At 73.7% G+C, this 18158-nt stretch carries 17 protein-coding genes; 9 read left to right on the forward strand and 8 right to left on the reverse strand.

Annotated elements, in window-relative coordinates:
• From ACFYOP_RS18785 to ACFYOP_RS18805, 5 genes are all read right to left on the reverse strand, one after another.
• Positions 1-1041: a glycosyltransferase family 9 protein gene (locus ACFYOP_RS18785; protein WP_356899030.1), complete on the reverse strand. Its 1041-nt coding sequence runs from the start codon at positions 1039-1041 to the stop codon at positions 1-3.
• Positions 1038-1949, reverse strand: a complete 912-nt coding sequence (locus ACFYOP_RS18790; protein ID WP_388452054.1) for a D-glycero-alpha-D-manno-heptose-1,7-bisphosphate 7-phosphatase — start codon at positions 1947-1949, stop codon at positions 1038-1040. The genes ACFYOP_RS18785 and ACFYOP_RS18790 overlap by 4 nt, the downstream gene beginning before the upstream one ends.
• On the reverse strand, positions 1946-3013 hold the full coding sequence (locus ACFYOP_RS18795; RefSeq protein WP_356899051.1) for a glycosyltransferase: 1068 nt from the start codon (positions 3011-3013) through the stop codon (positions 1946-1948). The genes ACFYOP_RS18790 and ACFYOP_RS18795 overlap by 4 nt, the downstream gene beginning before the upstream one ends.
• 32 nt (positions 3014-3045) lie before the next feature.
• Positions 3046-4728, reverse strand: coding sequence for a carbamoyltransferase C-terminal domain-containing protein (locus ACFYOP_RS18800; RefSeq protein WP_356899029.1), 1683 nt, complete (start codon positions 4726-4728; stop codon positions 3046-3048).
• Between the two features lie 93 nt (positions 4729-4821).
• Entirely contained in the window at positions 4822-5781 is a 960-nt protein-coding gene (locus ACFYOP_RS18805) for an NAD-dependent epimerase/dehydratase family protein (protein ID WP_356899028.1), read from the reverse strand.
• 233 nt (positions 5782-6014) lie between these two features.
• On the opposite strand from ACFYOP_RS18805, the gene ACFYOP_RS18810 reads away from it, so the two are divergent.
• Positions 6015-6836, forward strand: coding sequence for an SDR family NAD(P)-dependent oxidoreductase (locus ACFYOP_RS18810; RefSeq protein ID WP_356899027.1), 822 nt, complete (start codon positions 6015-6017; stop codon positions 6834-6836).
• Positions 6836-8020, forward strand: coding sequence for a zinc-dependent alcohol dehydrogenase (locus tag ACFYOP_RS18815; RefSeq protein ID WP_356899050.1), 1185 nt, complete (start codon positions 6836-6838; stop codon positions 8018-8020). Before ACFYOP_RS18810 ends, ACFYOP_RS18815 begins: the two co-directional genes overlap by 1 nt.
• A gap of 67 nt (positions 8021-8087) precedes the next feature.
• Here the strand turns inward: ACFYOP_RS18815 and gdhA are convergent, their stop codons facing one another.
• Together gdhA and ACFYOP_RS18825 are read right to left on the reverse strand one after the other, a co-directional pair.
• Positions 8088-9449 carry an NADP-specific glutamate dehydrogenase gene (gdhA, locus tag ACFYOP_RS18820; protein ID WP_356899026.1) on the reverse strand — a complete coding sequence of 454 codons (1362 nt, stop codon included), beginning with the start codon at positions 9447-9449 and terminating at the stop codon, positions 8088-8090.
• Between the two features lie 263 nt (positions 9450-9712).
• The gene (locus ACFYOP_RS18825; protein ID WP_356899025.1) at positions 9713-11383 is read right to left on the reverse strand and encodes an FAD-dependent monooxygenase; all 1671 of its coding nucleotides are present in this window, start codon (positions 11381-11383) and stop codon (positions 9713-9715) included.
• Positions 11384-11651: 268 nt separating this feature from the next.
• Between ACFYOP_RS18825 and ACFYOP_RS18830 the strand changes: the two genes are divergently transcribed.
• The 7 genes from ACFYOP_RS18830 (at position 11652) to ACFYOP_RS18860 (ending at position 17006) form a co-directional block, all read left to right on the forward strand.
• Complete coding sequence (locus ACFYOP_RS18830; protein WP_356899024.1) at positions 11652-12776, forward strand: SchA/CurD-like domain-containing protein; 1125 nt, start codon at positions 11652-11654, stop codon at positions 12774-12776.
• A gap of 121 nt (positions 12777-12897) precedes the next feature.
• On the forward strand, positions 12898-13338 hold the full coding sequence (locus tag ACFYOP_RS18835; RefSeq protein ID WP_356899023.1) for a cupin domain-containing protein: 441 nt from the start codon (positions 12898-12900) through the stop codon (positions 13336-13338).
• On the forward strand, positions 13335-14603 hold the full coding sequence (locus ACFYOP_RS18840) for a beta-ketoacyl-[acyl-carrier-protein] synthase family protein (protein ID WP_356899022.1): 1269 nt from the start codon (positions 13335-13337) through the stop codon (positions 14601-14603). Before ACFYOP_RS18835 ends, ACFYOP_RS18840 begins: the two co-directional genes overlap by 4 nt.
• Positions 14600-15856, forward strand: coding sequence for a ketosynthase chain-length factor (locus tag ACFYOP_RS18845; RefSeq protein ID WP_356899021.1), 1257 nt, complete (start codon positions 14600-14602; stop codon positions 15854-15856). Before ACFYOP_RS18840 ends, ACFYOP_RS18845 begins: the two co-directional genes overlap by 4 nt.
• Positions 15857-15892: 36 nt before the next feature.
• A complete protein-coding gene (locus ACFYOP_RS18850) occupies positions 15893-16150 on the forward strand; it encodes an acyl carrier protein (protein WP_356899020.1) in 258 nt (85 codons plus the stop codon).
• 1 nt (position 16151) lies between these two features.
• Entirely contained in the window at positions 16152-16643 is a 492-nt protein-coding gene (locus ACFYOP_RS18855; protein WP_356899019.1) for an SRPBCC family protein, read from the forward strand.
• A 39-nt stretch (positions 16644-16682) separates the two neighbouring features.
• Positions 16683-17006, forward strand: a complete 324-nt coding sequence (locus tag ACFYOP_RS18860) for a TcmI family type II polyketide cyclase (RefSeq protein WP_356899018.1) — start codon at positions 16683-16685, stop codon at positions 17004-17006.
• 75 nt (positions 17007-17081) lie between these two features.
• Here ACFYOP_RS18860 and ACFYOP_RS18865 read toward each other — a convergent pair whose 3' ends face one another.
• Positions 17082-18110: a methyltransferase gene (locus ACFYOP_RS18865; protein ID WP_356899017.1), complete on the reverse strand. Its 1029-nt coding sequence runs from the start codon at positions 18108-18110 to the stop codon at positions 17082-17084.
• Positions 18111-18158 lie beyond the last annotated feature (48 nt).

Genomic DNA, 18158 nt, shown 5'->3' on the forward strand with positions numbered 1-18158 from the left:
TCACGCTCCTCGCTCCTTCGTCTCGGCCGCGGCCGAGCCGAGGGCCGCCACGGCGGCGAGCACCTCGGCGTTGCCGATGCCGTCGAGGCAGGGGTGCCCCGGGACGGGACAGCTGCGGGCCCTGCTGCCGGCGCACTGTGCGTGCTGGTCGCCCAGCAGCACGTGCGGCACGTTGTAGGGGCGCCAGCGCTCGGCCGGCACCACGGGGGCGAAAAGGCAGACGACCGGCGTGCCGACGGCGGCGGCCAGGTGGCCGGGGCCGGTGTTGCCGACCACGGCGGCCCGCGCCCCGGCGAGGACACCGGCGAGCTGGTGGAGGTCCGTCGCGCCGCCGAGGTCGAGCGCGTGATCGGCCGCGACCGCCGCGGTCAGGTCCTTCTCGGCCCGGCCGCCGGTCACCACGACCCGGTGCCCGGCCGCCGACAGGGCGGCCGCGGCGCGCGCGGCCCGGTCGGCGCTCCAGGCGCGGGCGGGGACGGCGGCGCCGGGGTGCAGCACGACGTACGGCTCGGGTCCGGTCAGGTGCGTCGTCTCGGGGGGCGCGGAGATCCGCAGTGAGCCGTCGTCGCCGGGCGGCAGGGCGAAGCCCGAGTCCAGGGCGAGGTCGAGGGCGGCCAGCGCCTCGTGGCGGTGCGGCTGCCTGCGGTGCCTGAGGTCGAGCAGCGCGCCCGGGTAGTCCTCGCTGTCGGCGGCGGTCCAGCCCACGCCGGCGAGCTTGAGCAGCAGCGCGATCGGCAGCGGGCTCTGGTGGTACGACACCAGGACCAGGGCCCGGTCGTACCGTCCGGCCCGGAGCGTCTCGAGCAGCCGCTCGGTCTGCTCGTACGACACCGGAGCGGGCTCGAGGCCGACCCACGGCGCGTCGTGGACCAGCACCTCGTCCACGCCGGGCAGCAGTTGGGCCGCGTGCACGCCGTGCGGGCCGCAGAGCAGGGCCGTGTGCGAGGAGCCGGCGGCGACGGCCCGCACCGCGGGGCCGGCCAGGAGTACGTCACCGGCGCTGTCGAGCCGCACCACCAGGGTCCTGGGCCGCCTGCTCATCGCCCCTCCTCCACCACGACGCCGTCGCCGGGCCACACGGGGCCGGCCATCCCCCCGATCACGGACGGACCGTCACCCGGCGCACCGGCCGGTACGGCAACCGCCGGGTCCGGCGCGGCGGCCCGGACCACGGCCGGCGAACCGGGCCCGGCGGCGCGGACGGTGGCGGGGTGTCCGGCCGCCGTCGTGCTGCCGCAGCGGGCCGGGCCGGACGCCGGGCCCGGTGCGGCGCCGGGCCGGGCCGCCGCCGCACCGCCCCGGTGCGGCGGCGGGGCCGCCGTGCGGTGGCAGCGGGCGGTGGGGTCCAGTACGAGGCGGACCGCCCGGAGCAGGTCCGGGGCCGTGTCGGGGGCCGCGGCGATCTCCTCGGGACGGGTCGCGGGGGTGGGCACCAGGACGCCGCGCGCGCCGGCGGCCAGCGCGGCGGCCACGTCGGAGCCGATGTCGCCGATGACCGCGGTGCGCGCGGGGCACACGCCGAGCCGTTCGCAGGCGGCGAGCACCAGGCCGGGCGCGGGCTTGCGGCAGCGGCAGCCGTCGTCCGGTCCGTGGGGGCAGACCGCCCAGACGTCGATCGGTCCGAGGAACGCGTCGACACGGCGTTGCACGGCCGCCACCTGACGGTGCGTCAGTATTCCGCGGGCGACGCCGGACTGGTTGCTGACGACGCCCACCGGTATCCCGAGCGCCCGCACGGCGGCGAGCGCCTCCACGGCGGACGGCATCGGCACCACCCGCGCCGGGTCGCCGTTGTAGGGCACGTCGACGACGAGGGTGCCGTCGCGGTCGAAGAGGACCGCGTCCGGCAGGCCGACGGCGTCGGGCGGCAGCGCCGCGGCGCGCGGGGCGGCCGGGCCGTGGAACAGCCAGGGGTCCTGCTCGGCCCCGGCCGCGAAGGGGCCGCTCATGGCAGCACCGCCTCCCTGGCCGGCCGGTCGGCGATGTCGGCGGCGGCGGCCGTCAGCGGCGGCCGGAGCGGCGGCGCGGCGCGGTGCCGCAGCTGCGCCCCCAGCCAGTGCCAGGCCGCCACCGGCGGGATGGCCACGCTGGTCAGCGCCATCGAGACGATCTCGTCGCGGGTCCTCGGCCCGGGCGCGATCCGGGCCCAGGCGAACTCGGCGGTCCCGGCCAGCCACAGCGCGGCGCAGGCCGCGGCGGCGGCCGGCCTGGCCGTCACGGCGCAGGCGACCGCGGCCGCCCCGGCGGCGGTCACCGCGAGGTGGCGGGGCAGGCGCCCCCGTGGCGCGTCCGCGCGCCGCCACCAGTCGCGGCCGTGCAGCCGGTTCATGAGGACGTCGTCGGCGTTGCCCGCCTGGACGCGCACGGAGACCCAGCGGCCCGCCGGGCGCACCGGGTGGGTGGTCGTACGGGTGCCGGCGGCCAGCGACCACCCGGCGGCCTGGACGCGCAGCGCGAGGTCGGCGTCCTCGCGGAAGGCGCGGGGGAAGCGCTCGTCGAAGCCGCCGACGGCGTCCAGCGCCTCGCGCCGGTAGGCCATGTCGGCCGTGATCCAGCGGGCGGTGGCCAGTCCCGCCGTGTTGCGCTCCCAGTCGGTCGGGGCGCGGTCGACGGGCAGCGGCACGTCGATACGGGCGGTGACCCCGCCGGTGCGGCGCCCGGCGGCGGCGAGGTCGCGGGCCAGGTCGTCGCACCAGGTGGGTCCGGGCACCACGTCGTCGTCGAGGAAGACGACCCAGGGCACGGGCCCGGCGACCCGCAGTCCGGTGTTGCGGGCCGCGGCCGGTCCCCGGGCGCGGCCCGGCACGACCGAGGTGACCGGCCGCAGGGGCGCCGGCATCTCCACCGGGAGCGGGGCGCGCGGGGCGCCGCGGCGGTCGTCGACGACGACCACCCGGACCGGTCCGGGGCCGCCGGCGGCGGCGAGCGCCCGCAGGCAGTCGTTGAGGCAGGGCCGGCCGATCGTCGGGATCACCACCGTGTAGCGCGGGGGCCGGTGCCCGCTCCCGTTCACCGCCCCGCCGGCGTTCTCCGTACCGTTCCGGTTCACCGCGCCGCCCCCGTCCCCGCGTCGTCCGCGTCGTCGCAGTGGCGGAAGAAGTCGCCGCGCCGGATGGCGTACGGGCCGATGGCCAGCAGGTCGACGGGCGAGGAGCCGAAGCATTCGAGGGCGTCGCGCGGGTCGTCGACCATGGGCCGGCCGGCCGTGTTGAGGCTGGTGTTGACGACGACCGGCAGCCCCGTGCGCTGCTCGAACTCGCGCAGCATCCGGGCCACCAGCGGCTCGCGGCCCGGGTCGACGGTCTGGATACGGGCCGTGCCGTCGACGTGCACGACCGCCGGGATCCGCTCCCGCCAGGCGGGGGCCACGTCGTGGACGAAGAGCATGTACGGGCTGGGCATGGGGCCGTCGAAGATCTCGGGAGCCCGGTCGGCGAGCACCATCGGGGCCACCGGCCGGAACTGTTCGCGGCCCTTGACGTCGTTGAGGCGTTCGAGGTTGCCCGCGTGGCCGGGGTGGGCCAGCAGCGACCGGTGGCCGAGCGCCCGCGGCCCGTATTCCGAACGCCCCTGGAACCAGGCGACGACGGCGTTGTCGGCGAGCGCCTCGGCCACCGTCGCGGCGATGTCGGCCGGCCGGTCGAACGGGACGGCGGCGGTCTTCAGCCAGGCGCCCAGCTCCGCGTCGGACCAGTCGCGGCCGAGGTCGGCGCCGTTCATCGGCTCCGGGTCGTCGCCCTCGCCGGCCGCCAGCAGCAGGGCGCCGCCCAGGGCGGTCCCCGCGTCGCCGGCAGCGGGCTGCACCCACACCCGGGAGAAGGGACCCTCGCGGGCGATCCGCGAGTTGGCCACGCAGTTGAGGGCGACGCCGCCGGCCAGGGTGAGCAGGCTGTCGTGGGTCTGTCCGTGCAGCCACCGGACCAGGTCGAGCATGGTCTCCTCGAGCACGGCCTGGGCGCTGGCGGCCACGTCGGCGTGCTCCTGCGTCCACGCCTCGTCGGGGCCGCGCGGCGCGCAGAACTGGTGCCAGGGCACGCCGGTGGCGCGGAAGCCGCCGTCGCCGGTGGGGTGGACGTACTTGCGCAGTTCGGCCAGCATCCGCGGCCTGCCGTGGGAAGCGAGGGCCATCACCTTGAACTCGTCGGACGAACGCAGGAATCCGAGATGCTCGGTCAGCTCCTCGTAGACGAGTCCGAGCGAGTGCGGCAGGTCCTGTGCGTGCAGGGCCTCCAGCCGTCCGTGGACCCGTCGGGCGGCGAGGTGCGAGGCACGCTCGCCGCGGCCGTCGAGGACGAGGACGGAGGAGGTGCCGGCGTCGGTCGCGGCGAACGCGGCGGACGCGGCGTGCGCCATGTGGTGCGGCACGAAGCGGACACGGTCGGCGTCGAGTCCGGGCAGCGCCGTCTGCAGAAAGCCGGGCGCCTCCCGCGCGTACGCCAGCCGCAGATGGTCCCAGGGGTCGTCGAGGCCCATGGCGTCGGCCGGCCTGGCGAGCGACGGGTCGAAGGAGTAGGCCACGGCGTCCAGGTCCTGGGGCCGCAGTCCGGCCCGCTTCAGACACCAGGCGGCGGCCTGCTCCGGCAGCTCCCACGCGGCGAAGGGCACCGGGCGCTTGCCGTGCTTGCGCCGGGAGAAGCGTTCCTCCTCCGCCGCGGCGACGGTCGTGCCGTCGATGACGAGGGCGGCGGCGGGGTCGTGGAAGAGGGCGTTGATGCCGAGAATGCGCATGTCAGTCACAGACCTTTCGACGGGTCGCGTCAGGGCCGGCGGCACAGGGAGGGGGTGTCCGGTGTTCGCTGTCCGGGCGCTCGCCGCGGACCGTCAGTCCGGGTGGGCGCGGAACCAGTCGATGGTGCGCAGCAGGCCTTCCTCGGCGCTGACGGCCGGCTCCCACTCGAGCTTGTCGCGGGCGAGCGTGATGTCGGGGCAGCGCACGGCCGGGTCGTCCGTCGGCCGCTCGATGAAGCGGATCTCGGAGGTGGAGCCGGTGAGTTCGACGACGAGCCGGGCCAGGTCGAGCATGGTGATCTCGGTCGGGTTGCCGATGTTCACCGGGCCGCGCAGGCCGTGGGCGGCGGCGGCCAGAATGCCGCGCACGGTGTCGTCGACGTAACACAGCGACCGGGTCTGGTGGCCGTCGCCGGTGACGGTCAGGGGCTCGCCCGCCAGCGCCTGGCGGATGAACGTGGGCACGGCGCGGCCGTCGTAGCCGCGCATCCGGGGGCCGTAGGTGTTGAACAGGCGCACGATGCCGGTGTCGGTGCCGTGGGTGTCGGCCTGCGCGGTGGTCAGCGCCTCTCCGAAGCGCTTCGCCTCGTCGTACACGCTGCGCGGGCCGACGGGATTCACGTTGCCCCAGTACCGCTCGTTCTGCGGGTGCTGCTGCGGGTCGCCGTAGACCTCGGAGGTGGAGGCGAGCAGGAACCGGGCGCCGGACTCGTGGGCGAGGGCCAGGGCGTTGCGGGTGCCGAGGCTGCCGGCCTCCATCGTGTGCAGCGGCAGCCGCAGATAGTCGGCCGGCGACGCCGGGGACGCGAAGTGCAGCACCAGGTCGGGGGGACGGTCGACGGTGAAGGGTTCACTGACGCTGGCCGTCACCAGTTCGAAGCCGGGGCGGTCACGCAGCCCGGCTGTGTTCTCCGGCCGGCCGGTGCTGAAGTCGTCGACGCAGGTGACCGCGGTGCCGGAGTCCAGCAGCGCCGTGCACAGGTGCGAACCGACGAAACCGGCGCCGCCGGTGACGACGGCGTGCTTCCAGCTGCGTGAGAAGGCGGCGTTCATTCGTATCCCTCCGGTCGGTGCCGTGCCGGCGGGTGTTCCCTCCACCGGCGAGGCGGCGGCCCACCGGCCCGCCGCCCCCTCGGGCCGGAATCACCGGCCCTCGACAAGCGTCGGCCGGTCCCGGCCGCGGCACCTCGTTCACGTACTGCATTCGAGTGACTGACGGAGCGTGAAAGCGGCTCCTGCCCGTACCGCGTCCGGTGAAAGGCCGGAGCATGGGTACCCGGCGTGGCATGACCGACACCAGACCTTTGGCCGTCGTCACCGGGGCGTCCAGCGGCATCGGCCTCGAACTGGCGAGACAGCTCGCCGAGCGCGGCTTCGATCTGATCGTGGCCGCCGAGGACGACGCCCGGCTCCAGGAGACGGCGGAACGGATCCGTGCCACCGGCGCGGCGGTTCAGGCGGTCCGGGCGGACCTGCGTGACTACGACGAGACCGAGCGGCTGTACGCGGCGGTCACGGCGACGGGCCGGCCGGTCGCGGTCGCCGCGCTGAACGCGGGCATCGGCAAGGGCGGCCCGTTCGTCACGAACGAGCTCGCCGACGAGCTCTCGATCGTGGACCTCAACGTCCGCTCGACCGTGCAGCTCGCCAAGCGGCTGCTGCGGGACATGACCGCCATGGACGAGGGCCGGATCCTGATCACGTCGTCGATCGCCTCGACCGCCCCGGGCTCCTTCCAGGCCGTCTACAACGCCTCGAAGTCCTTCCTCCAGTCGTTCGCCCAGGCGTTGCGGAACGAGCTCGAGGACACCGGCGTCACCGTCACCGCGCTGATGCCGGGACCCACGGAGACGGACTTCTTCCGCCGTGCCGGCATGGGCGGCACCAAGGTCGGCCGGCAGGAGAAGGACGATCCGGCGCAGGTGGCGAAGCAGGGGCTCGACGCGCTGATGGCCGGCGCCGACAAGATCGTCGCGGGCTCGGCGAAGACCAGGGCCACGGGGCTCGTGAGCAAGGTGGTCCCGGACCGGCTCAAGGCCGCCGCCCACCGCTCCATGGCCGAACCCGGCTCCGGAGAGCGGCAGCGGGACGCGGACGAGGAGGCATGATGAAAGCACTGACCTGGCACGGAAAGCGCGACGTGCGCGTGGACTCCGTCCCCGATCCACAGATCCGCGATTCCACGGACGTGATCGTCCGGGTGACGACGAGCGGACTCTGCGGTTCCGACCTCCATCTGTACGAACTCTTCGGGCCGTTCCTCGAACAGGGCGACATCCTCGGGCACGAACCGATGGGCGTCGTGGAGGAGGTCGGCTCCGAGGTCACCCGCGTCGCCGTGGGCGACCGGGTCGTCGTCCCCTTCAACGTCTCGTGCGGCACCTGCTTCATGTGCGGCCAGGGACTGCACTCGCAGTGCGAGACCACCCAGGTCCACGACCACGGCAAGGGCGCGTCGCTGTTCGGCTACACCAAGCTGTACGGGCAGGTGCCCGGCGGCCAGGCCGAGTACCTCCGCGTCCCCTTCGGCAACACGCTGCCGATCAGCGTCCCCCACGGCCCGCCGGACGACAGGTTCGTCTATCTGTCCGACGTGCTGCCCACCTCCTGGCAGGCGGTCGAGTACGCCGCCGTGCCGCCCGGGGGCTCCGTGGCGGTGCTGGGCCTCGGCCCGATCGGCGACATGTGCACCCGGGTCGCCGCCCACCGCGGCGCGGACCTCGTCATCGGCATCGACCTGGTGCCGGAACGGCTCGCGCGGGCCGGGGAACACGGCGTGCACGCCCTGGACATGGAGGAGTACGGCGACAAGATCGTCGACGCGGTCCGCGACCTGACGGACGGCCGCGGACCCGACGCCGTCATCGACGCCGTCGGCATGGAGGCCCACGGCGCGCCCGTCGCCAAGGGCGCGCAGCAGATGACGACCCTGCTGCCGGGCACGCTGGCCGCCCGGATGATGGAACGCGTCGGCATCGACTGCCTGTCCGCGCTCCATCTGGCGATCGAGCTCGTACGCCGGGGCGGCACGATCTCGCTCTCCGGTGTCTACGGCGGGATGGCCGACCCGATGCCGCTGCTGACCATGTTCGACAAGCAGGTGCAGCTGCGGATGGGACAGGCCAACGTGTGGCGGTGGGTGGACGACCTGCTGCCGCTCGTCACGGACGGCGACCCGCTGGGCGTCGAGCAGTTCGCCACCCACCGGGTGCCGCTGGCCGAGGCGCCGCAGGCCTACGAGATGTTCCAGAAGAAGCGGGACGGGGCGGTCAAGGTGCTCTTCACCCCCTGAGCACGCTCAGCACGCCGCGCGCGGTGAACACCCCGGCCGCCCCGGACTCCCGCCGCTCTGCCCGCCGTCAGACGAGCCCCTGCGCGAGCATCGCGTCGGCGACCCGCTCGAACCCGGCGATGTTGGCGCCCGTCACCAGGTCGCCGGGAGCGCCGTAGCGGTCGGCGGTCTCGTGGCACACCCGGTGGATGTCCCGCATGATCGTGGCGAGTTCGGCCTCGACGCGGTCCGCGGGCCAGCTGTCGCGGGCCGCGTTCTGCCGCATCTCCAGGGCGCTGACGGCCACCCCGCCCGCGTTGGCCGCCTTGCCGGGCCCGAAGGCCGCACCGGCCTCCTGGAGCACGCGGACGGCCTCCGGGGTGGTGGGCATGTTCGCGCCCTCGGCGACGGCCTTGATCCCGTTGCGTACGAGGGTGAGCGCGTCCTGCTCGCCGAGCTCGTTCTGCGTGGCGGACGGGAAGGCGAGGTCGGCGGGCACGTCCCAGACCCGGCCGCCGGGGACGTAGCGCGCGGAGGCGCCGCGGCGCGCCGCGTACTCGCTGACGCGGGCCCGATCGACCTCCTTGATCTGCTGGAGCAGTTCGAGGTCGATGCCCTTCTCGTCGACGACGTACCCGCCCGAGTCGGAGCAGGTGAGCGGGTGGGCGCCGCTGCGCAGCAGCTTCTCGATCGTGTAGAGCGCGACATTGCCGGAGCCGGAGACGACGGCGGCCTGGCCTTCGAGGTCCTCGCCGCGCGTCTTCAGCATCTCGGCGGCGAACAGCACGCTGCCGTAGCCGGTGGCCTGGGTGCGGATCGCGGACCCGCCCCAGTTCTGCCCCTTGCCGGTGAGGACGCCCGCCTCCCAGCGGTTGGTGATCCGGCGGTACTGGCCGAAGAGGTAGCCGATCTCGCGCCCGCCGACGCCGATGTCGCCCGCGGGCACGTCGGTGTACTCCCCGATGTGCCGGTGCAGTTCCGTCATGAAGGACTGGCAGAACCGCATCACCTCGTCGTCGGACCGGCCGCGCGGGTCGAAGTCGCTGCCGCCCTTGCCGCCGCCGATGCCGAGACCGGTCAGGGCGTTCTTGAAGACCTGCTCGAAGCCGAGGAACTTCACGACGCCGAGGTTCACCGACGGGTGGAAGCGCAGCCCGCCCTTGTAGGGGCCGAGCGCGCTGTTGAACTCGACGCGGAACCCCCGGTTGACGTGGACCGCGCCGCGGTCGTCCTGCCAGGGCACCCGGAAGATGATCTGCCGCTCCGGCTCGCAGAGCCGCTCGACGATGCCCGCCCGCGCGTACTCCGGGCGCGCGGCGAACACGGGCGCGAGGGTGTCGAGCACCTCCCGTGCCGCCTGGTGGAACTCGGGCTGCGCCGGATTGCGCTGCTCGATCTCGGCGCGGAGCGAGGCGAGTCGGTCCTTCGGGGATGACAGTGTCACAAGCATGTCCCTTCCTGCCCTGACGCGGGATGCGGCCGGTTCAGCGGCGACGGTGTTCCGGGTGCCGCTGCTGCGACGAGTACGGCCGGACACCCGTCCGCCGTTCACTTCGCCGCGGATCCGCTCGACGGTCCGGTTCGGCTGTCCGGTTCGACGACGCTGTCGAACTGTTCGGCCCTCAGTGTGTCGTACGCCTCGGCCGGCCCGGTCAGGCCCCGGCCCCCGCACCGCGTGCTGCACGCGGTGCGGGGGCCGGGGCCGCCACCGGGTCATTCCCTCCGCAACAGCGACGTCAGCGCCGCGAACAGGGCCGCCTCGCGGTCCGGTTCGGCGTCCGCGCCCGTCGCCCGCCACGCGACGAAGCCGTCGGGGCGGACGAGCACCGCGCCGTCGGGGGTCGTGCCGTGCACGCCGGCCCAGTCGGCGCCCGCCTCGGGCGTCAGGTCGGCTTCCGGGCCCTCGCCGATCCGGTGGACGGCAAGGTGCACGCCCAGCCTCGCGGCGACGAGTTCCGCCGCCGCGTACCAGTCCTTGCCGCCCGCACCGGTGCCGGTCAGCAGCACGAAGGACCGCTCGTACAGGTCGAGCGCCGACAGCCGGTCCCCGCCGCCCGGCCGGTGCAGCCACATGTGCGGGGCACGGGTGCCCGGCGCTCCCGACAGTTCCATCTGCTGGGGCACGACGGGGAGTTCGGGGTCCGTGCCGAGGACCGCGCCGCGCGGGTAGCGGTAGCCCAGCACGACGGGCAGCAGCCCGCCCCGCGGCCCGCCGAGCCCGGCCGCCGCGCCGGGGGCGGGCTCGTAGCCGGGGTGGCTGTGCTCCAGCGACCGGGCGGAGGCGCGGGCGCTGGTGGCACGGGCCACCGGCAGGCGCTCGGCCTCGTACGTGTCGAGCAGGCCCGGACCGGCCGTGCCGTCGAGCACGGCGGCGAGCTTCCAGGCGAGGTTGTGGGCGTCCTGGATACCGGTGTTGGAGCCGAAGGCGCCGGTGGGCGACATCTCGTGCGCGGAGTCGCCGGCCAGGAAGACCCGGCCCCGCGCGTAGCGTTCGGCGACGCGTTCTGCCGCGTGCCACGGCGCCTTGCCGGTGATCTCCACGTCGAGGCCGGGGTCGCCGACCGCCGCTCGGATGATGTCGGCGCAGCGCTCGTCGGTGAAGTCCTCGAGCGTCTCACCGCGGTCGTACTTCCAGGGCGCGTGGAAGACCCAGACCTCCGCGTTGTCGACGGGGAGCAGCGCGCCCTCCGCGTCGGGCCCGGTCAGGTAGCAGACCACGAAGCGGCGGTCGCCGACGATGCCGGCGAGGCCCCGGGAGCGGAAGGTGACGCTCACGTTGTGGAACAGGTCGCCGGGGCCGGTCTGCCCGATGCCGAGCCGTTCGCGCACGGGGCTGCGGGGCCCGTCCGCGGCGATCAGGTAGTCGGCGCGGACGGTGCTGTCCCGGCCGCTCGCGCGGTCGCGGACGACGGCGGTGACGCCGTCGTCGTCCTGCTCGAAGGAGCGCAGTTCGGTGCCGAAGCGCAGCTCGCCGCCCTGTTCGACGGCGGCTCGGAGGAGGACGGGCTCGAGGTCGTTCTGACTGCACACGCACCACGCGGAGGGGCTGAGGCGGTGGGCCGGCGGGCCCTTCTCGTCGATCTGCCTGACCAGCCACTCGCCGGCGTCGGGCGCGGCGAGTTCCGGCGTCTGCAGGATGCCGTGGTTGCCCGCCAGCACGGACGCCGCGGCGCGGATGCGCTCCTCCACCCCGGCCGAGCGGAACACCTCCATCGTGCGCAGGTTGTTGCCGCGGCCGCGCGGGTGGACCGAGGTGCCCGCGTGCTTCTCGACCAGTGTGTGCCGGACGCCGAGGCGGCCCAGGAACAGGGACGCGGACAGGCCCACGAGGGAGCCGCCCACGATCAGGACCGGTACACGGTGTTGTTCGGCGTTGTCTTCCATGAGTGCTCCAGCTCCAGCCGGCGGTGGGAAATTGCCCTTGTCCATGCCCGCGTTTCCTGCCCGCGCACGACGGCTTCGGCTCGCCCCTTCACTCGCGTGGTGCACAGATCTCGCGCCACCCGTGTTACCGACACAGGATCGGAGCCGGACCACCACATCGCGTCAAAGGTGGATTGCCGTCCGCATACGCCGGATCTTCACGCTCGGATCCCCCGAGGGCCGGCGCTCGTGCCGCAGGCGGCCTCACTGACAAGGAGATGCGTGGAACATGACAATGCTGTCCGAACGTGTGTCTCAGTCCGCATTCGACGGCTCCCGGCTCCGGGTCGTACTGCTGCTTGATCTCCAGGACGGCGCCCAACAGCGCTTCCTCACGGCGTACGAGCACATGCGCAACCAGGTGGCCGCCGTGCCGGGGCACCTCAGCGACCAACTGTGCCAGTCGATCGAGAACCCTTCGCAGTGGCTGATCACCAGCGAATGGGAGAGCGCTCCGCCCTTCCTGGCCTGGGTGAACAGCGAGGAGCACGTCGAGACCGTGCGGCCGCTGCACGACTGCGTGCGCGACACGCGCTCGCTGCGCTTCAGCGTCCTGCGCGAGACGGCGGGAGTGAACGCGTCGCAGTCCCCCGCGCTGAAGCCCGGCGGCCTGCAGCCCTCGCCCCGGGTGGGTGACGGTGTGGTCCGCCACGCCCTCACCTTCACCGTCAAGCCCGGCAGCGAGGAGACCGTGGCCGGGATCCTCGCCGGCTACACCTCGCCGCAGGCGCAGGTCGACGACACCACCCGGCTGCGCCGCACCACGCTGTTCATGCACGGCAACCGCGTCGTGCGGACCGTGGAGGTGCAGGGCGACCTGCTCGCGGCGCTGCGGCACGTGGCCCGGCAGCCCGAGGTCAGGGCGGTCGAGGAGGCCATCAACCCGTATCTGGAGCAGGACCGGAACCTCGACGACCCGTTGTCGGCACGGCTGTTCTTCACCCGCGCCGCCCTGCCCGCCGTGCACCATCTGGCTCCGCCCGGCGAGGAGCACGGGCAGCGGGAGCGGCACGCCCTCCTCTACCCGGCCAAGCCCGGCTGCGGGATGGCGCTCGCCAAGCTGCTGGCCGGCCAGGACGAGGCGGCCGCCGAGAGCCCCGGCTGCCACGTCGAGAGCAGCACCGTCTTCCAGCGCGACGACATCGTCGTACGGCTCGTCGACGTACGCGGCCCCCTCGACACCGACCCGGCGGCCGCCATGGGCACGCACGGCCTGCACAAGGCCGGCGTACTGGCGCGGCTGCTGGACACCGAGGCGCTCGGCATCGACGACTCGCTCCCCGACGAGAAGGCGGTCACCCGACTGCTGGAGAGCGCCCGGATGCGCCTGATCACCGACCGTCGTGCCCGCTGATGTGCCCGGCCGCCCGACGGCGGCCGGCAGCCGCGCGACACCCCGAAGCCCCGCGGCCGTGCGGCGCCCCGGAGCCCGCGCGCCGGAGAGTCAGGGCCCAGGCCCTGTGGAGGAACCAGTCATGACCACGACCCATCGCATCGTCGACCTGAGCGAGACCCAGCCCAACCGCAGGCGTGGAGGCGACCTGCGCGCCATGCTCACCCCCACCGCGGTGGGCGCCACCAGCGGCTTCATGGGGCTGGCGCTCGTCGAGCCCGGCGACCGCATCGGCGAGCACTACCACCCGTACTCCGAGGAGTTCGTGTACGTCGTCGCCGGTGAGCTCGAAGTGGACCTGGACGGCGAGCCGTTCGCGATCCGCCCCGACCAGGGCCTGCTCATCCCCCCTTATGTGCGGCACCGGTTCCGCAACGTGGGCAGCACCCAGGCCCGGATGGTGTTCCACCTGGGCCCGCTGGCGCCGCGGCCGGAGCTCGGCCACGTCGACACGGAGGAGACCCCCGCGGCACAGGACGCCGGTGCGCAGCGGCCGCCGGAGCGAACGGGGTCGGTGTCGTGACCCGGCGTGTGGCGGTGACCGGCGTCGGCATCGTCGCACCCGGAGGTGTGGGCGCCCGGGCGTTCTGGGACCTGCTGTCGAGCGGGCGGACAGCGACCCGCGGGATCACGCTGTTCGATCCGACCGGCTTCCGCTCACGTATAGCCGCCGAGGTCGACTTCGATCCGCAGGCCCATGGTCTCGGCGCCGCCGACGCCAGGCGCGCCGACCGTTACGTGCAGTTCGCCCTGGTCGCCGCCCGGGAGGCCATGGCCGACGCCGGTCTCGACGGAGGGACGCCGGAGCCGTGGCGCACCGCCGTGTCGATGGGCACCGCCGTGGGCGGCACCACCCGGCTGGAGCGCGACTACGTGCGGGTCAGCAGCGAGGGCCGGCGCTGGGACGTGGACCACAGCGAGGCGGCGCCCCATCTGCACCGCGCCTTCTCGCCCAGCGCCCTCGCCTCCGAGGTGGCCGAGCAGATCGGCGTACGGGGACCCGTGCAGACCGTGTCCACGGGATGCACGTCCGGTCTCGACGCGATCGGCTACGCCTTCCACACCATCGAGGAGGGCCGGGCCGACATCTGCGTAGCCGGAGCGTCGGACTCGCCGATCTCCCCGATCACCGTGGCCTGCTTCGACGCGATCAAGGCGACCTCCGCCAACAACGACGACCCGGCCCACGCCTCCCGCCCCTTCGACGCGCACCGCGACGGATTCGTGATGGGCGAGGGCGGCGCGGTGCTGATCCTCGAGGAACTCGAGCACGCCCGGGCCCGCGGTGCGCGGGTGTACTGCGAGATGGGCGGCTACGCCACCTACGGCAACGCCCACCACATGACCGGGCTGACCCGTGAAGGGCTGGAGATGGCCCGGGCGATCGACGACGCGATGGACCACGCCCGGCTCGACCGGACGGACATCGACTACGTCAACGCCCACGGTTCCGGCACCCAGCAGAACGACCGGCACGAGACGGCCGCCGTCAAGCGGTCCCTCAAGGAGCACGCTTACGACGTGCCGATGAGTTCGATCAAGTCCATGGTCGGCCACTCGCTGGGCGCCATCGGGGCGATAGAACTCGTCGCCTGCGTGCTGGCCCTGGACGAGCAGGTCGTACCGCCCACGGCCAACTACGAGACCCCCGACCCCGAGTGCGACCTCGACTACGTGCCGCGCACCGCACGCCCCCTGAAGCTGCGCAGCGTGCTGTCGGTGGGAAGCGGCTTCGGCGGCTTCCAGTCCGCGGTCGTCCTCACCCGACCAGGCGGGAGTGCACGATGAGCCACGGCAACCGCCGCGGACGGCCCCCGGTCGTCACCGGCATCGGCGTCGTCGCCCCCAACGGCGTGGGCGCGGAGACCTTCTGGAAGTCGACCGTCGAAGGCGTCAGCGCCCTCGACCACGTCACCCGCGAGGGCTGTGGGCATCTGCCGCTGCGGGTCGCCGGCGAGGTGCGGGGCTTCGACCCCGAGTCGATGGTCGAGCAGCGCTTCCTCGTCCAGACCGACCGGTTCTCCCACTTCGCGATGGCCGCGGCCGATCTGGCGCTGACCGACGCGGGCATCGCCGGCGGGGCGTACGACGAGACGCCGTTCGCCGTCGGTGTGGTCACCGCCGCCGGGTCCGGCGGCGGCGAGTTCGGGCAGCGGGAGCTGCAGCGCCTGTGGGGCCAGGGGTCGAGCCATGTCGGCCCGTACCAGTCCATCGCCTGGTTCTACGCGGCGAGCACCGGTCAGATCTCCATCCGCGGCGGCTTCAAGGGCCCCTGCGGTGTGGTCGCCAGCGACGAGGCCGGCGGTCTCGACGCCCTCGCGCACGCCGCGGGCGCCGTACGGCGCGGCACGGACGTCGTCGTCGTCGGCGCGGCGGAGGCGCCGCTGGCCCCGTACTCGATCGTCTGCCAGCTCGGCTACCGGGAACTCAGCACCTGCGAGGACCCGGCCCGCGCCTACCGGCCGTTCACTCCGCAGGCCTGCGGCTTCGTGCCCGGCGAGGGCGGCGCCATGCTCGTCGTCGAGGACGAGGAGACGGCCCGCGGACGGGGCGCCAGGATCCGCGCGACGCTCGCGGGCCATGCCGCCACGTTCACCGGGGCCTCCCGCTGGGAGGAGTCACGGGAAGGGCTGGCGCGCGCGATCGGCGGAGCCCTGGACGCCGCGGGGTGCGCGCCCGAGGAGATCGACGTGGTCTTCGCGGACGCGCTGGGCCTGCCGGACGCCGACCGCGCGGAGGCGCTGGCGATCGCCGACGCGCTCGGCGCGCACGGCACGCGGGTGCCGGTGACCGCTCCCAAGACCGGGACCGGCCGCGCGTATTGCGGTGCTCCGGTGCTCGACACGGCCGCCGCGGTACTGGCCCTGGAACACGGCCTGGTGCCGCCCACCCCCCATGTCCTCGACGTGTGCCACGACCTGGCCCTGGTGACCGGGACCGCCCGGCCCGCCGAGCTGCGCACGGCCCTGGTGCTGAGCCGGGGACTGATGGGTTCGAACTCGGCGCTCGTGCTGCGGCGCGGCGCCGGCACCCCCTCGTAAGACCGCGCAAGATCCCGCAAGAAGGAGAACGTCGCCATGACGGATCGACTGCACGTCGCTGAACTGGCCGCCCTCATGAAGAAGGGCGCCGGCATCACCGTCGACCCCGACGAGATGGAGCAGCGGCCCGACACGCCCTTCGAGGTCTACGGCCTCGACTCGCTCGGCCTGCTCGGCATCGTCGGCGAGCTGGAGAACCGGTACGCCCGGCCTCTGCCGCCCGACGCGGACCGCTGCAAGACGCCGCGCGAGTTCCTGGACCTCGTCAACAACTCACTGATGGCTGGAGCCTGACATGCCTGGACACACCGAGAACGAAGTGACCATCGACGCCCCGCTCGACCTGGTGTGGGACGTGACCAACGACCTCGACCACTGGCCGCAGCTGTTCAGCGAGTACGCCTCGGTGGAGGTCCTGGAACGCGAGGGCAACCGGACCACGTTCCGGCTGACCATGTACCCGGACGAGAACGGCCGGGTGTGGAGCTGGGTCTCCGAGCGCGTCGCCGACCGCGAGGCCCTGACGGTCACCGCCCGCCGCGTCGAGACCGGCCCCTTCCAGTACATGAACATCCGCTGGGAGTACGAGCAGACGCCGCGCGGTGTCCGGATGCGCTGGACGCAGGACTTCGCGATGAAGCCCGACGCGCCGGTCGACGACGAGTGGATGACGGCCAACATCAACCGCAACTCCCCCATCCAGATGGACCTCATCCGCAACAAGATCGAGCAGCGCGCCCGGCTCGGCCGGTCGGCGAAGGACACCGCTTCCGTCAACGCGGTGTGACCGCCCGGTCCTGTGACGGCATCCGAAGGGACGCCCCCGATGCACCACGCCCTGATCGTCGCCCGGATGGCACCGGGCTCCGCCCCCGACATCGCCGACGTGTTCGCGGCCTCCGACAGCGGTGAACTGCCGCACCTCGTCGGAGTGAAGCGGCGCAGTCTGTTCCAGTTCGGCGACGTCTATCTGCACCTGATCGAGTCGGACCGGCCGCCGGGCCCGGCGATCGCGAAGCTGACGGAGCACCCGGAGTTCCGGGGCATCAGCGAGCGGCTCTCCGCCTTCGTCAGTCCGTACGACCCGCAGACCTGGCGGAGTCCGAAGGACGCCATGGCGCAGCAGTTCTACTCGTGGCAGAGCGACTGACCGGTCCCGGTCCGCCGCACAGCCACCGGCCCCGCGGGAGACCCGCGGGGCCGACGGCTTGCCCGGCGCCCGGCCTCAGCCGGGGACCACGCTCTCGAAGAGATGCAGATAGGCGTTGACGGGACGGACGTCGCCGACGACCAGTCCGGCGTCCGCCATCCTGCTGATCATGCTGTCCTTCGTGTGCTTGGCGCCGCCCACGTTGAGCAGCAGCATCAGGTCCATCGAGGTGGTGAACCGCATCGACGGCGTGTCGTCGACGAGGTTCTCGATGACGGCCACCCGGGCGCCCGGGCGGGCCGCCGCCACGATGTTGCGCAGCGTCCTGCGGGTGCTCTCGTCGTCCCACTCCAGGATGTTCTTGATGATGTAGAGATCGGCGGACACCGGCATGGCCTGCCGACAGTCGCCGGGGACGATGTCGGCCCGGTCCGCCAGCGAACCGCCCTCCAGCAGCCGCGGGTCGGCGGCGGCGACGACCCGGGGCAGATCCAGCAGGGTGCCCCGGATGTCGGGGTACTTCTCGAGCAGCCCGGCCAGTACGTGCCCCTGGCCGCCGCCGATGTCGGCGACCGTCTTCGCGCCGCCGAGGTCGAGCACCTCGGCGACGTCCCGGGCGGACTGCGTACTGGAGGTGGTCATGGCCCGGTTGAACACATGGGCCGACTCCGGGGCGTCGGCGTGCAGGTAGTCGAAGAACTCCTTGCCGTAGAGGCCGCCGAACACGCTGTCGCCGGTCCGCACCGCCTCGTCGAGGAGCGGCCAGGCGTCCCAGGTCCACGGCTCCGTGCACCACAGGGTGATGTACCGGAGGCTGTGCGGGTCGTCCTCGCGCAACAGCCGGGACATCTCGGTGTGGCCGAACCTGCCGTCGCCGTCCTCCTCGAAGACGCCGTAGCAGCTCAGGGCGCGCAGCAGTCGCCGCAGGGGCCCGGGCTGCGCCTTCACCTCCGCCGCGAGCTCCTCCGCGGTCGCCGGCGCCTCTCCGAGCGCGTCCGCGACGCCGAGCCGGGCGGCCGCGCGCAGGGCGGCGGCGCCGGCCGCGCCGAAGACGAGTTCCCTCAGCCGCATGGCGGGCGGGGTGGTGGGGCTTGCAGTGGTCATCGCCGCATCGGTCTTTCGTGAGGGGCCGGGGCCGGACGGCTCCGGCCG

Origin of the sequence: Streptomyces sp. NPDC006294 (genome assembly GCF_042870895.1) — a bacterium.
In the GTDB taxonomy this organism is placed as follows: domain Bacteria; phylum Actinomycetota; class Actinomycetes; order Streptomycetales; family Streptomycetaceae; genus Streptomyces.